We start from the raw sequence: 13201 nt of genomic DNA on the forward strand, positions 1-13201 counted from the left end.
AATATATATTGGACTGCGCTTTTGGCCAAGACTAAGCTCAAAGCCATATTTCGCATTGAAAGCTTTTCATGTCCGCCGATTCCTCGTCACCCTGCCTAGGCGCCGTCGTACCGCCGCCGTCCGAACCCAGCCTTCCCCCGGTCAAACTGCATGCCGGCACCTCCGAATTTCGCGCTACCGCGCGCGCCATGTTCGTCGGAGGCTATTGCACTTTCGCCATGCTCTACGGCGCACAGCCGCTGATGCCGATGTTCGCGGAGGATTTCTCCTTGTCGCCGGCCGCCTCCAGCGGGGTGGTGTCGTTGGCCACCGGCAGCCTGGCCCTGAGCCTGATTCCCGCCGGCCTGCTGGCGGATCGTCTGGGCCGGCGCCCCTTGATGAACGCGGCGCTGGCGCTGGGCGCGCTGCTGATGCTGTTGTCGGCGCTGGCGGACAGCTTTCAGCATCTGCTGTGGCTGCGCGCGGCTTTCGGCGTGGCGCTGGCCGGCCTGCCGGCGGTGGCGATGACGTATCTGAGCGAGGAGGTGGACGCGAAATCCCTGGGCCACTCGATGGGCTTGTACATCGCCGGCAATGCCTTGGGCGGAATGAGCGGCCGTTTCATCGCCTCCTTGCTGGCGGAGCATTTCGGCTGGCGCTGGGCCTTGCTGGCTTTGGCCTTGCTGGGCACGGCCGGCGCCTGGCTGTTTTGGCGCAATCTGCCGCCTTCCCGGCATTTCCAGCCGCGTCGGCATGATCTGGGCCGCATGTGGCGGGAGGCCAAGGCCCTGTTCCAAGACGCGGGTCTGCCTTACTTGTTCATCAGCGCCTTTCTGCTGTCCGGTTGTTTCGTCAGCTTGTACAACTACCTGGGTTTCCGTCTGCTGGCCGCGCCCTTCAATATGAGCCAGAGCCTGCTGGGGCTGGTGTTTTCGCTGTATATCGTCGGCGTCTGGTCATCGGCCTGGGTCGGCAAGCTGTCGGATCGCCTGGGCCGGCGCAATATGCTGTGGCTGATGGTGCTGGCCATGCTCTTGGGGCTGGCGCTGACCTTGAGCGATCACATCGTCCTGCTGGTGGCCGGCATCGCCTTGTTCACCTTCGGGTTTTTCGCCGGTCACTCCGTGGCCAGCAGCTGGGTGGGTTTGCGGGCGCGTCAGGGGAGGGCGCTGGCTTCGGCCATTTACTTGAGCGCCTACTATCTGGGCTCCAGTCTAGTGGGGTCTTTGTCCGGGCTGATGTGGGGCCGCGGCGCTTGGCAGGGCGTGGCCGCGGTCTTGGGGGCCAGCCTGGCGGCGATGCTGGCGATCAGCCTGGGCTTGAGGCGGCTGCCGCCCTTGCCGCAACCTTGAGCTTGAAAGAAAAAAGCCCTGCGGTTTGGCGCAGGGCTTTTTCATCGTATCGTCGGCGCTCAGCGGACTTTGAACCGCTGCTTAGAGCCTGTTTACGATCTGGCGAGCTAGGGCGAGGCAAGGCGTTGCGGCTGAGAAAGCGGAGTGTACATAGGGTACATGAGCATTTCGAAGACGGCACTCATCGCACAATGTCTCTACCGACGCGTAGCAGATCGTAAACAGGTTCTTATTGGATAATGCCGCCGCCCAGGCAGACGTCGCCGTCGTACAGCACCGCGGACTGGCCGGGGGTGACCGCCCATTGCTTGTCGCGGAAAGTCAGCGTGGCCTGGCCGTCGACGATAGCGGACAGATTGCAGCCGGCGTCCGCCATGCGGTAGCGGTTCTTGGCCGCGTATTCGCCGGCCGCGGGCGGCGCCGGCAGCGTCCAGCTCAGGTCGGCCATCGCCAGCGTCGGCTTCAGCAGCAGCGGGTGGTCATGGCCTTGCACCACGATCAGCTTGTTGCCGGGGATGTCCTTGCCGGCGACGAACCACGGTTCTCCGGTGCCCTCGCGCGCGCCGCCTATATTCAGCCCCTTGCGCTGGCCCAGGGTGTAATACATCAGGCCGATATGCTCGCCCACCACCTTGCCGTCCGGCAGCATCATCTCGCCGGGCTGGGTGGGCAGATAACGCTGCAGGAAGTCGCGGAACGGACGTTCGCCGATGAAGCAGATGCCGGTGGAGTCTTTCTTGGCCGCGGTGGGCAGACCGGCTTCCTCGGCCAGCTTGCGCACCTCGGTCTTGCGGATGCCGCCGAGCGGGAAGATGGACTTGGCCAATTGATGCTGCTGCAAACGGTAGAGGAAGTAGCTCTGATCCTTGGTGTGGTCCACCGCCTTCATCAGATAGTGGGTGCCGTCCTTTTCCAGCTTGCGCGCGTAGTGGCCGGTGGCGATGCAGTCGGCGCCCAGTTCCATCGCGTAGTCGAGAAAGGCCTTGAATTTGATTTCGGCGTTGCACAACACGTCGGGATTGGGCGTGCGGCCGGCGGAGTATTCCTTCAAGAAGTAGGAGAACACGCGGTCCTTGTACTCCTTGGCGAAGTTGACGATCTCCATGTCGATGCCGACGATGTCGGCCACGCTCATCGCGTCCAGCGCGTCCTGCTTGATCGAGCAGTATTCGTCGTCGTTGTCGTCTTCCCAGTTCTGCATGAAGACGCCGATCACCTCGTGCCCCTGCTGCTTCAGCAGCGAGGCGGTCACTGAGGAGTCCACGCCGCCGGACATGCCGACGACAATTCTTTTCTTACCCGTCACGGGGAATATCCTTCCATCCAAATATCGAGGGCAAGCACCACCGGGGCTTGCCCAAAGTCCTTGAACCAGCTGTCCACCGCCCAATCCTGGCCGGAGAGCAGGTCGCGCAGCACCGCGGTGTAATGCAGGTCGAGCAGGCGCGGCGCGCGCCAGGCCGGTTTGCCCACCGTGTGGTATTGCAGCCAGCCGTGATCCTGCAGATAAGTGAGGAAGGCGGTGACATTGCTGCTGTGGTCCACGCAGTCCATGCGTCCTTCGGCGGGCCCGTCGCGGAAATTGCCGCCCTTGTCCTGCCAAATGGGCAACGCGCGCGCGGCGATGTGATAAAGCGCGGTGACGGCGTCGCTGACGGCGGAACGTTCGGTTTCCGGGCTGTTTGCGGCGGACAGGCGAGCGGCGAGCCAGGCGTCGGCTTCGGCGGAGATGTCTACGTAGGCATGTCTGGAACAGCCGTAATGGTAGCAGATATTGATGGCGCTGGCTTGTGCCGCCCATGGGACGCCGGCCAGCAGAGCCAATAGGAAAGACAATGATCTCAAGGACATGCCGGCTCCGGGCGGTGGGCTTGGGCGGTCAGCGGCCCAGATGATGGATCAGCGCCAGGGGGTGGCGTTTGCCGGCGCGATAGTCGTCCAGGCATTGCTGCACCACCGGGCTGCGATGCTGGGCGCGCAGCGAGACGATGTCCTCGTGGCTCAGCCATTGCGCGGACAGGATGCCGTCGTCCAGCCGCGGATAGTCCTCGCGGCGCAAGGGGTGGCCGTAGAAGGCGAAGCGCAGATAGGTGATGTCGCTGTTGGGCCGGTCCACCAGATAAATGCCCACCAGGCCCAAGGGCCGGAAGTGCCAGCCGGTTTCCTCCAGCACTTCGCGTTTCACCGCGTCTTCCAGCGTTTCGCCGTATTCCAGATGACCGGCGGGCTGGTTGAAGCAGATGCCGTCGCTGGTCACCTCTTCCACCATCAGGTAGCGCCCGTCCAGCTCAATGACTGCCGCAACTGTCGCATTTGGTTTCCACTGCGTCATGGTCTGCGCTTTCTTGTTGACAATGATTCTTGTTTGAATCTATATTCTTGATAACGATTCTCGATTACTTTAACTCAATCCCGTCTTCATTCACCACCGGAACTGCCATGTACGTTTGCCTCTGCCACGCTGTAACTGACAAGCAAATCCGCGAAGCGGTACACAACGGGGCAACCCGCATGTGCGATCTGAGCCGCGAGCTTGGGGTGGCGACCGATTGCGGCAAGTGCGCCTGCATGGCTAACCAACTTCGCAAGGAGGCTGTCCACGCGCTTGGTCCGGCTTCGACCGCGCGCAGCGCCGCTTAATTCCTGACCCCGTCTGTTGCTTAGTCTCGGCCAAGGCCGGACGAACTGCAAATCCCCCACGCACCGCGTCAAGCGGGGCGAAGTCCTTTATTTTGGCTGTGATAACTTGAGACTGGCGCGCGCTATGTCATAATGGAAGAATCATTTCTTCCCGGAGAGCGCGATGCAAGGCGATAAAAAAGTTATCAAGTATCTGAACCAGATCCTCAAGAACGAACTGACCGCGATCAACCAGTACTTTCTGCATGCCCGCATGTACAAGAACTGGGGCTTGAAGAAGCTGAACGAGCACGAGTATCACGAGTCCATCGACGAGATGAAGCACGCCGACGCGCTGATCGAGCGCGTGCTGTTCCTGGAAGGGCTGCCGAATCTGCAGGACCTGGGCAAGTTGCATATCGGCGAGAATCCGAAGGAAATGCTGGAGTGCGACCTGAAACTGGAAATGGACGCACTGCCGCTGTTGCGCGAAGCCATCGCCTACTGTGAAAGCGCCAAGGACTACGTGACCCGCGACTTGCTGGAAGACATTCTGGAGAGCGAGGAAGAACACGTGGACTGGCTGGAGACGCAGTTGGGCCTGATCGAAAGCGTGGGCCTGCAGAATTATCTGCAAAGCCAGATGCACGACGACGATTAAGCGCCGCAAGGTTTCGACCGGGTCGGAAAAGAAAAAGGGCTGTCGTATGACAGCCCTTTTTGCGTGCGGCGTCGGCCGCCGTCTTACTTCTTCTTGTCGGCGCTCTTGTCCGTATGCTTGTCGGAGCCGGGCTGGGAGGCGTCGCGCGGCGCTTCCGCCTCGATCTCCTCCCAGGGCAGGGCCACCTTCTTCTTATTGATGGTCAGCACGCCGCCGCCGTAGTTGAGTTCGGTGTTGATCTGGCCTTTGTCCTCAACGATGTACTGCTCGCTCTTCCACTGCGCCAATTGGCTGTCCAGCAGGTTTTTGGCCAGGTCTTCCACTTCCTTCATATTGGGCTGGTCTTCGGCGCTCTGATCGACGGTGAACAGCGTGCGCGCCTGGGCGATCACCAGGTCTTCCAGAGTCTGGCGCGGCAGGCTGAGCTTGGCGTCCACTTCGAAGCGTCTGATGAACTGCGCGGCGTCGTTGAGATCCGCGGCTTGCAGGCCCTTGACGCCCAGGCTGCCCTCCAGCTTGGCTTCGCCGTTGGGCATCTTCAGGTAGAACTCGTTGATCACCACTTTGGGATCGTTCTGCAGCAGCGGAATCCCGTTCTTCTTGATGGTGTCGATGTATTGCTTGCGCAGCAGCGCCGGGTCCACGCCTTCAAACGGAATCTGGCCGATGGCCTGATCCAGTTTGACCAGGGTCGGGCCGTGCAGATGGTTGGCCGAGATGTCCAGGCGCATCGGACCGTAGCGGTGGTCGTTGAAGTTGAACTCGGCGAAGTTGAGTTTGCCGCGGGTATTGACGTAGTCGTCCTGCTCGCTGGTGACGATCTGATAGCGGAAGTCCTTCAGCGTCACCGCGGACGGCTTGAATTCGCCGGACGGATTGATGAACTCGCCGACGCGCACGCGGGTCATCAGGTAGACCAGCTCGTTCAGCTTGATGCTGTAGGGCACGCTTTCGCGGGAGTTGAGCCGGACATTGCCCACGGTCAGTTCGCTGGTGCCCAGCTTGACCCCGGTGTTGCCGGGGCGGATGTCGGAGACGTAGCGCACGCCGTCGAAGGCCACGGTTCCCTTGCTGGCGGCTTCCAGCAGGAAGCCGGGCGACAGCGCCTCGCTCTTGTATTCCTTATAACCGTTGGCGTAGTCGAGCTTCAGGTCGAAGCCCTTCCATTTCATCTTCACGCCGGACAGCGCTTCTTCATAGTCGAAGGCCGGCACCTTGACGTCCAGTTCGCCGCCGCCGCCGAAACCCAGACGGTTGAAGATGGTGATGGGTTCCTTGTCGCCGAAGAAGCTGGCCAGCGTCTTGCGGGTGGAGTCGCTCATCGCGAATTCGGTGCGCACCAGCGCGCGGCCGGGCCGGAAGTCGAAATCGCCGATGCCGGGGAGGGGGCCGTGTTTGACGTGGTTGGTGAACTTGATGGTGGCGTTCAGCAGCGGCTTCACATTGTCGGGCAGCATGTTTTCATACGGGCCGGACAAATGGCGGTTGAACACCAGTTCGGTGGTTTCCGTGGAGGAGAACCAGCCGCGTTGGTAGCTGTGGGATTTGACTTTGAACAGCGGCAGGTCGGCCAGCATCTTGTGCTGTTCCTGCAAGGTCTGCTCCGCCTTGACGCCGGCCCACAGGGTCGCGCCTCCATACAGAACGAACAGGCCACCGAGGGTGGCGCCGGCAATGATCAGACGACGATTTGGCAACACTAGCGCTTTTTCTTAACTAGGATGGAATGAGGCCCTATGGTACACCATCGTCCACCGCTTGCGTTACTGCCGGCGCGTGAACCGGAGGGCGTCGGCGGGGTCCAAGTTGGGCGTTTGCGGCGGCGGGTTGCCGGCGCAAGCGCAAAACGGTCTGACATCGGCGGGCCGCTTGTATAGAATAGAGTCTTTCTTCTAGATTGCTTTACGAGGCGCGATTAGTACATGAATTGGATAAACGGCGTGCTTGACCTCCCCTGGTGGGGCTATATCGTGGTCGCTTTGGCGCTGACCCACGTCACCATCGCATCGGTCACCATCTTTCTGCATCGTCACCAAGCGCACCGCGCGCTCGATCTGCATCCCATCCCCAGCCACTTTTTCCGCTTCTGGCTGTGGCTGACCACCGGCATGGTCACCAAGCAATGGGCCGCCATCCATCGCAAACACCACGCCAAGTGCGAGACCGCGGACGATCCGCACAGCCCGCAGGTCTTGGGCATCAAGAAGGTCCTGTGGGAGGGCGCGGAACTGTACCGCGGCGCTTGCAAGGATCAGGCCATCATGGACAAGTTCGGCCACGGCACGCCGGACGATTGGCTGGAACGCAATGTCTACACCCGTCACAGCGCCAAGGGCATCGTGCTGATGCTGCTGATCAATCTGGTCTTGTTCGGGCCGGCTGGCCTGACGATCTGGGCGGTGCAGATGATCTGGATTCCGTTCTGGGCGGCCGGGGTGATCAACGGCATCGGCCACTTCTGGGGCTATCGCAATTTCGAGAACGAGGACGCGTCCACCAATATCTTCCCTTGGGGCATTCTGGTGGGCGGCGAAGAGCTGCACAACAACCACCATACCTTCGGCACCTCGGCCAAGCTGTCGTATAAATGGTACGAGTTCGACATCGGCTGGATGTATATCCGCATCCTGGAAATCCTGGGCCTGGCCAAGGTGCGCAAAGTGGCGCCGCGGCTGGCCGAGGACGCTTCGCGTCCGCAACTGGACCTGGAACATCTGCAGGCCATCATTTCCAACCGCTACGCCATCGCCTCCCGCTATGCGCGCGAGTTGAAAGAGGTGTACCGCAGCGAGCTGGACAAGATCAATCTGCCGGACTTTTCCGGCAGCAAGCTGAGCGGCAAGATGAAGGTGTGGCTGAAGCAGGACGCCAAGGACACGCCGGAAACCGAGCGCATGCAGTTGGCCACCTTGCTGGAGCACAGCCAGGTGCTGGCCACCGTGTATTCGATGCGTCAGGAGCTGACCCGTCTGTGGGAGCGTTCCACGCTGAGCCGCGAGCAGCTGCTCAAGGAACTGCAGGACTGGTGCACCCGCGCCGAGGCCTCCGGCATCGCCGCCTTGCAGCGCTTCTCGATCAGCCTGCGTCAGGCGGCCATGGTTTAAGCCTGTCCGACTCGATGAAAACCCGCGGCGCGCCGCGGGTTTTTTTGCGTCCGCGCAGGCTTGTGGCGGGGTGGATAGACTCGTTTTTTATATGAAAATAAGAAATAAAATTTATATTTGTAATAATAATTGGAAATATAATGTGGCCATGTTGATGCAACTCTGCGAGATGGACATGGCCACATTGCAACTGACCGACGGGGCGAGCGAGCTGCCCTATATTCATGGTTTTTCCGCCGCCGAACAGGCGCGCCTGGTGCGCCAGGCGCGCTTCTCCGAGTCCGTGGTCTACCGGGACATCGATTTCTCCGGCGTCGGCCAGCTGCTGGAGGTGGGGTGCGGGGTGGGCGCGCAGACCGAGATCCTGTTGCGGCGTTATCCGGACCTGGAGGTCACCGGCGTCGACTTCAGCCAGCGTCAGCTGGCGGTGGCGCGTCAGCGTTTGCAGGGCAGCCCCTGGCAGGACCGCGCCCGGCTGCTGCATATGGACGCCGAGGATCTGGATTTCCAGCCGGCCAGTTTCGACGCCGCCTTTCTGTGCTGGGTGCTGGAGCATGTCTTGTCGCCGGAGCGGGTGTTGGCCGAAGTGCGGCGCGTGCTGAAGCCGGGCGCGCGGCTGTACGCCACCGAGGCGATGAACGCGTCCTTCTTTCTATCGCCTTATTCCTCGAACCTGCAGCAGTACTGGCTGGCCTTCAATGACCATCAACTGGCGGTGGGCGGCGATCCCTTCGTCGGCGCCAAGCTGGGCAATATGCTGCTGCGCCTGGGCTTTCGCCATGTGGAGACCCAGGTCAAGACCTGGCATCTGGACAGCCGCGATCCGCATCGTCGCCAGCAAGTGCTGGATTACTGGACCGAGCTCTTGCTGTCGGCCGCGGATCAGCTGATCGAGGCGAAACGGGTGGACGCCGCGCTGGTGGCGGCGATGACGCGGGAACTGCGCCAATTGCGCAGCAATCCGGAACTGGTGTTTTTCTATAGTTTTCTGCAAGCCACCGCCGTGGTGTGAAGCGGCGTTTTTTTTATTTTCGATATAACTACAAGTTGTTAAAAACAATATTTATATGTGGTAGCTAGGAGATTTCAATATGCAAGACCAATCCGTTTTATCCTTGATCGGCAATACGCCGCTGGTGAAGGTGACGCATCTGGACACCGGCCTGTGCGAGTTGTATCTGAAACTGGAAAGCCACAATCCGGGCGGCTCGATCAAGGATAGGGTGGCGCTGTCCATGATTGCCGCGGCCGAGCGCGAAGGCAAGCTGAAGCCGGGCGGCACCATCGTCGAGGCCACCGCCGGCAACACCGGCCTGGGGCTGGCGCTGGTGGCTTCGCAAAAAGGCTATCGGCTGGTGTTGGTGGTGCCGGACAAAATGAGCCGGGAGAAGATTCTGCATCTGCAGGCGCTGGGCGCGGAAGTGGTGTTGACCCGCTCCGACGTGGGCAAGGGGCATCCGGAGTATTACCAGGACCTCGCCGCGCGTATCGCCAAGGAAACGCCGGACGCTTACTACATCGACCAATTCAACAACCCGGCCAATCCGCTGGCGCATGAAACCGGCACCGGTCCGGAAATCTGGGAGCAGACGCGCCATGAACTGGACGCGGTGGTGGTGGGCGTGGGCTCCAGCGGCACGCTGACCGGGCTGACGCGTTTCTTCAGCCGGGAGGCGCCGCGGGTGGAAATCGTGCTGGCGGACCCGGTGGGCTCGGTGCTGGCGGATCATGTCGAGACCGGACGCCACGGCGAGGCCGGCAGCTGGCTGATCGAAGGCATAGGCGAGGACTTCATCCCGCCGCAAACCGACTTCAGCCTGGTCAAGCGCGCCTACCGCATCAGCGATCAGGAAAGCTTCGACAGCGCCCGCCTGCTGCTGAGCCGGGAAGGCATTCTGGCGGGCTCCTCCTCCGGCGCGCTGCTGGCGGCGGCCTTGCGCTATTGCCGCGCCCAGACGGAGCCCAAGCGCGTGGTGACGCTGGTTTGCGACAGCGGCAACAAGTATCTGTCCAAGATGTACAACGACGATTGGCTGGTGGACAACGGCCTGGTGGAGCTGCCGCGGCTGGGCGATTTGACCGATCTGATCGTGCGCCGCCACGCCGACGGCAGCACTGTCTCTTGCCACCCGGACGAGCCCTTGAACGTGGTCTATCAGCGCATGCGCCTGCACGATGTGTCGCAGTTGCCGGTGCTGGCCGACGATAAGGTGGTCGGCATCCTGGATGAATGGGACTTGCTGCTGTCGGTACACGGCGAGCCGGAAAACTTCCGCCAGAACGTGCGCAGCGCGATGACCAGCGAGGTGCGGACCCTGTCGCCGCGCGCTTCGCTGCAAGACCTGCTGCATATTTTCAACGACGGCCACGTCGCCCTGATGGTGGACGGCGAGCGCTACCTGGGCCTGATCACCCAGGCCGATCTGCTGGCCTTCTGGCGCCGTCAGCCGCGCTCGCGCGCCGTCTAGCTCCTCCTCACCCCGGCCGGTCCAAGCGAGGCCGGCCCTCCGCATTGCGAGAAAACGCCATGACTGATTTCAATACTTTGTCCATCACCGCCGGTCTGCATCAAGACGCCTTCGGCGCGGTGATTCCGCCCATTTACGCCACCTCCACTTACCGGCAGCACGCGCCGGGCGAGCACAGCGGCTACGAGTATTCCCGCTCGCAGAACCCGACGCGCGAGGCCTTGGAGCGGGCTTTGGCGGAGCTGGAGGACGGCGCGCGCGGCTACGCCTTCCCCTCCGGCCTGGCGGCCATCGCCACGGTGCTGGAGCTGCTGCCGGCCGGCAGCCACCTGATCGCGGTCAACGATCTGTACGGCGGCACTTACCGATTGTTCGAACAGGTGCGCAAGCAAAGCGCGCAGCTGGAGATCAGCTATGTGGCGTCGGAAGACCTCGCCGCCTTGCAGGCGGCGATCCGGCCGAATACCCGGATGATCTGGGTGGAAACCCCGTCCAACCCGCTGAACCAACTGGTGGACCTGGCGGCGGTGGCCGATCTGGGGCGGCGGCACGGCCTGATCACGGTGGCGGACAACACCTTCGCCTCGCCGGTGGTGCAGCGCCCGCTGGCCTTCGGTTTCGACATCGTCGTGCATTCCGCGACCAAATACCTGAACGGTCATTCCGATGTGATCGCCGGAGCGGCGGTGGTCAGCCGCCGGCGGCCGGAACTGGCCGAGCAACTGGCCTTCCTGCACAACGCGGTGGGCGCGGTGCTGGACCCGTTCGCCAGTTTCCTGGTGCTGCGCGGCCTGCGCACGCTGGCCTTGAGGGTGGAGCGCCACAACAGCAACGCGCTGGCGGTGGCGCGTTGGCTGGAAACCCAGCCGCAGGTGGAGCGGGTCTTGTATCCGGGCCTGTCCAGCCATCCGCAACATGAGCTGGCGCGCAGCCAGATGCGGGGTTACGGCGGGGTGGTGTCCTTTTATCTGAAAGGCGACGCCGAAGAAACGCGGCGGGTGCTGGCGCGGCTGAAGCTGTTCACGCTGGCGGAGAGCCTGGGCGGGGTGGAGAGCCTGGTCTGCCTGCCGGCGGCGATGACGCATGCGTCGATTCCGCTTGAACGTCGGCGCGAGCTGGGCATCGCCGACAACCTGATCCGCTTGTCGGTGGGCATCGAGGGCGAGGCGGCGCTGATCGAGGACTTGCGCCAGGCATGGCAATAGCCGGCGCGGCCGGGTTAGAATCTTCGTCTTGTTCCGACTCACCCAAGGGGAATCCGCATGAGCATTTATCGTCACAAGCAGGGCGCGCGTCTGGCAGAAGCCGTGGTCACCAACGGCCTGATCTTCCTGGCCGGCCAGGTGCCGGAAAACACCGAGGCCGACGCCAAGGCGCAAACTGAAAACGTGCTGGGCCAGATCGACGCGCTGTTGGCGGAACTGGATTCGGACAAGAGCAAGATCGTCGACGTCACCATCTTCCTGGCCAGCCTGGCCGATTACGACGCGATGAACGCCGCCTGGGACGCCTGGGTGCCGGCCGGCCATGTGCCGGCGCGCGCCACGGTGGAGGCCAAACTGGCCAACCCGGCCTGGAAGGTGGAAATCAAGCTGGTGGCCGCGCGCTGACATCGCCTCGCCGCCGCTACCGCCCACGTCCTGCGACGTGGGCTTTTTTTATCGATTTTTGCCGGCTGTCTGCTGAGCCAAAGGCCAGCAGGAAATAAGGATGGGGCTTTCTATAACCCTATGGTTTGCGGCGCAATGCTATTGGCATTGCGTCGCTTTGGTTTTTCCCAACCAGGAATGGAGCCCGAAATGAAACAAGCAGCTCTGATGATGGCCGTATTGGCGGCCTTGGCCGGCGGCGCGCAGGCGGAATCGAAGCAGCCGGACCCCTTATTGCGCCAGGCGGCGGTCAAGGCCTTGCAGCCCATGCTGCCGCTGGCCAAGGGGGAGGTGCTGGACATGCTGGTGGAGGTCAACCGCGACAGCGCCGACGGCGGCTGGGTGCTGGGATCGGTGACCCAGCCGCTGCCGACGATGACCACGATCGCGGCGATGGATCATGTGCCGGTGTCCAGGCTGTTCCTGGCGCGCCGCGACGCGCAGGGCTGGACGCTGGAACTGGAAGGCGGTCCGGGCTTCGCCGCGATGCTGAGCCTGGCGCCGGCCGATTGGCTCAACGCGGACGAGCGCCGCGCCTGGGGCAGCCAGTCGGCCAGGCCGGGCTTGCCGTTCGCGCCCAACGCCACCGGTCTGGGCCTGCCGTGGCGGCAGGGCGCGGCCTGGCGGATGACCGGCGGCCCGCACGGCTATAGCGGGGAAAGCCAGCCTTACGATTCCATCGACTTCGCCGGCGGCGACGGCAGGGTGTTGGCGCCGCAGGCCGGGGTGATCTACAAGAGCTGCGTGCGCGGCGGCAGCGGCTTGGTCAAGCTGGTGCACGACAACGGCTTCTCGTCCACTTACTACCATATGATCAATCTGAACACGCTGGCGGACGGGACGCGGGTCAATCCGGGCGCGTATCTCGGCACCATAGGCAACGGCCTGCCGTGCGGCGGCAGCACCACCGGCCCGCACGTGCATTTCTCCCTCTTGTATCAGGGCCGGGCCGAGCCGGTGAACGGCAAGCTGTTCGGCGGCTGGCAGTTCTTCGCCGGCAACCGCGCCTATCAGGGCTATGCCTTGCGCAACGGGACGCGGGTCAATGTCGGCGGCCTGCTGAACAATTACGGCGGCGGAGGCGCGCCGGCCGGCGCCAGCGGCGTGGCGACGCCGGCGAAGGGCGAGGGAAGGGTGAACTTGCGCAGCGCGCCCAGCCTGAGCGCCGGCATCACCGGCGCGGTCAGCCGCGGCGACAGCGTCGCCTTGCAGTGCCATGTGCGCGCCGAAGCGGTGGAGGGGGTGTGGGGCCGCACCGATGTGTGGAACCGCACCCGCGGCGGCGACTGGATCAGCGACGGCTTCCTGGACACCGGCAGCAACGGGCCGGTGGTGCCGCTGTGCGCGTCGGCCAGCCGGCCCTGGTGAG

Annotated in this window: 13 protein-coding genes; 9 read left to right on the forward strand and 4 right to left on the reverse strand. The window is 62.9% G+C overall.

Going from position 1 to position 13201, the window contains the following annotated elements; genetic code table 11:
- Positions 1-68: 68 nt before the first annotated feature.
- Positions 69-1331 (forward strand): MFS transporter, encoded by a 1263-nt coding sequence (locus JC616_RS06015; protein WP_227107236.1) that lies wholly within the window; start codon positions 69-71, stop codon positions 1329-1331.
- Positions 1332-1560: 229 nt separating this feature from the next.
- Here the strand turns inward: JC616_RS06015 and mnmA are convergent, their stop codons facing one another.
- The 3 genes from mnmA to JC616_RS06030 are packed head-to-tail and all read right to left on the reverse strand — an operon-like array spanning position 1561 to position 3663.
- Positions 1561-2637, reverse strand: a complete 1077-nt coding sequence (gene mnmA / locus JC616_RS06020; protein WP_227107238.1) for a tRNA 2-thiouridine(34) synthase MnmA — start codon at positions 2635-2637, stop codon at positions 1561-1563.
- Entirely contained in the window at positions 2634-3182 is a 549-nt protein-coding gene (locus JC616_RS06025) for a hypothetical protein (RefSeq protein ID WP_227107240.1), read from the reverse strand. The genes mnmA and JC616_RS06025 overlap by 4 nt, the downstream gene beginning before the upstream one ends.
- 28 nt (positions 3183-3210) lie before the next feature.
- Positions 3211-3663 (reverse strand): NUDIX hydrolase, encoded by a 453-nt coding sequence (locus tag JC616_RS06030; protein ID WP_107798381.1) that lies wholly within the window; start codon positions 3661-3663, stop codon positions 3211-3213.
- 107 nt (positions 3664-3770) lie between these two features.
- Here JC616_RS06030 and JC616_RS24600 point away from each other — a divergent pair, with 107 nt between their 5' ends.
- Positions 3771-3971, forward strand: coding sequence for a bacterioferritin-associated ferredoxin (locus JC616_RS24600; protein WP_019103980.1), 201 nt, complete (start codon positions 3771-3773; stop codon positions 3969-3971).
- A gap of 163 nt (positions 3972-4134) precedes the next feature.
- Positions 4135-4611, forward strand: a complete 477-nt coding sequence (gene bfr, locus JC616_RS06040; RefSeq protein ID WP_107798382.1) for a bacterioferritin — start codon at positions 4135-4137, stop codon at positions 4609-4611.
- Positions 4612-4694: 83 nt separating this feature from the next.
- Here bfr and JC616_RS06045 read toward each other — a convergent pair whose 3' ends face one another.
- Positions 4695-6311 (reverse strand): YdgA family protein, encoded by a 1617-nt coding sequence (locus JC616_RS06045; RefSeq protein WP_107798383.1) that lies wholly within the window; start codon positions 6309-6311, stop codon positions 4695-4697.
- Between the two features lie 240 nt (positions 6312-6551).
- Here JC616_RS06045 and JC616_RS06050 point away from each other — a divergent pair, with 240 nt between their 5' ends.
- The 6 genes from JC616_RS06050 (at position 6552) to JC616_RS06075 (ending at position 13200) form a co-directional block, all read left to right on the forward strand.
- Positions 6552-7715: a DesA family fatty acid desaturase gene (locus JC616_RS06050; protein WP_227107241.1), complete on the forward strand. Its 1164-nt coding sequence runs from the start codon at positions 6552-6554 to the stop codon at positions 7713-7715.
- 175 nt (positions 7716-7890) lie between these two features.
- Positions 7891-8727 (forward strand): class I SAM-dependent methyltransferase, encoded by an 837-nt coding sequence (locus JC616_RS06055; RefSeq protein ID WP_107801671.1) that lies wholly within the window; start codon positions 7891-7893, stop codon positions 8725-8727.
- A gap of 79 nt (positions 8728-8806) precedes the next feature.
- A complete protein-coding gene (locus tag JC616_RS06060; protein ID WP_107798385.1) occupies positions 8807-10183 on the forward strand; it encodes a pyridoxal-phosphate dependent enzyme in 1377 nt (458 codons plus the stop codon).
- Positions 10184-10242: 59 nt separating this feature from the next.
- Complete coding sequence (locus JC616_RS06065; RefSeq protein ID WP_227107242.1) at positions 10243-11388, forward strand: trans-sulfuration enzyme family protein; 1146 nt, start codon at positions 10243-10245, stop codon at positions 11386-11388.
- Positions 11389-11445: 57 nt separating this feature from the next.
- Positions 11446-11793, forward strand: coding sequence for a RidA family protein (locus JC616_RS06070; protein WP_107798387.1), 348 nt, complete (start codon positions 11446-11448; stop codon positions 11791-11793).
- A 189-nt stretch (positions 11794-11982) separates the two neighbouring features.
- Positions 11983-13200 carry a M23 family metallopeptidase gene (locus JC616_RS06075; protein ID WP_158274231.1) on the forward strand — a complete coding sequence of 406 codons (1218 nt, stop codon included), beginning with the start codon at positions 11983-11985 and terminating at the stop codon, positions 13198-13200.
- Position 13201 lies beyond the last annotated feature (1 nt).

The organism is Chromobacterium rhizoryzae (genome assembly GCF_020544465.1).
Taxonomy (GTDB): Bacteria; Pseudomonadota; Gammaproteobacteria; order Burkholderiales; family Chromobacteriaceae; genus Chromobacterium.

Coding starts and splice junctions, on each gene's coding strand:
- bfr (WP_107798382.1), top strand. CDS start 4,135: ATGCAAGGCGATAAAAAAGTTATCAAGTATCTGAACCAGATCCTCAAG.
- JC616_RS06015 (WP_227107236.1), top strand. CDS start 69: ATGTCCGCCGATTCCTCGTCACCCTGCCTAGGCGCCGTCGTACCGCCG.
- JC616_RS06030 (WP_107798381.1), bottom strand. CDS start 3,663: ATGACGCAGTGGAAACCAAATGCGACAGTTGCGGCAGTCATTGAGCTG.
- JC616_RS06025 (WP_227107240.1), bottom strand. CDS start 3,182: ATGTCCTTGAGATCATTGTCTTTCCTATTGGCTCTGCTGGCCGGCGTC.
- JC616_RS06055 (WP_107801671.1), top strand. CDS start 7,891: ATGGCCACATTGCAACTGACCGACGGGGCGAGCGAGCTGCCCTATATT.
- JC616_RS24600 (WP_019103980.1), top strand. CDS start 3,771: ATGTACGTTTGCCTCTGCCACGCTGTAACTGACAAGCAAATCCGCGAA.
- JC616_RS06070 (WP_107798387.1), top strand. CDS start 11,446: ATGAGCATTTATCGTCACAAGCAGGGCGCGCGTCTGGCAGAAGCCGTG.
- JC616_RS06065 (WP_227107242.1), top strand. CDS start 10,243: ATGACTGATTTCAATACTTTGTCCATCACCGCCGGTCTGCATCAAGAC.
- JC616_RS06075 (WP_158274231.1), top strand. CDS start 11,983: ATGAAACAAGCAGCTCTGATGATGGCCGTATTGGCGGCCTTGGCCGGC.
- JC616_RS06060 (WP_107798385.1), top strand. CDS start 8,807: ATGCAAGACCAATCCGTTTTATCCTTGATCGGCAATACGCCGCTGGTG.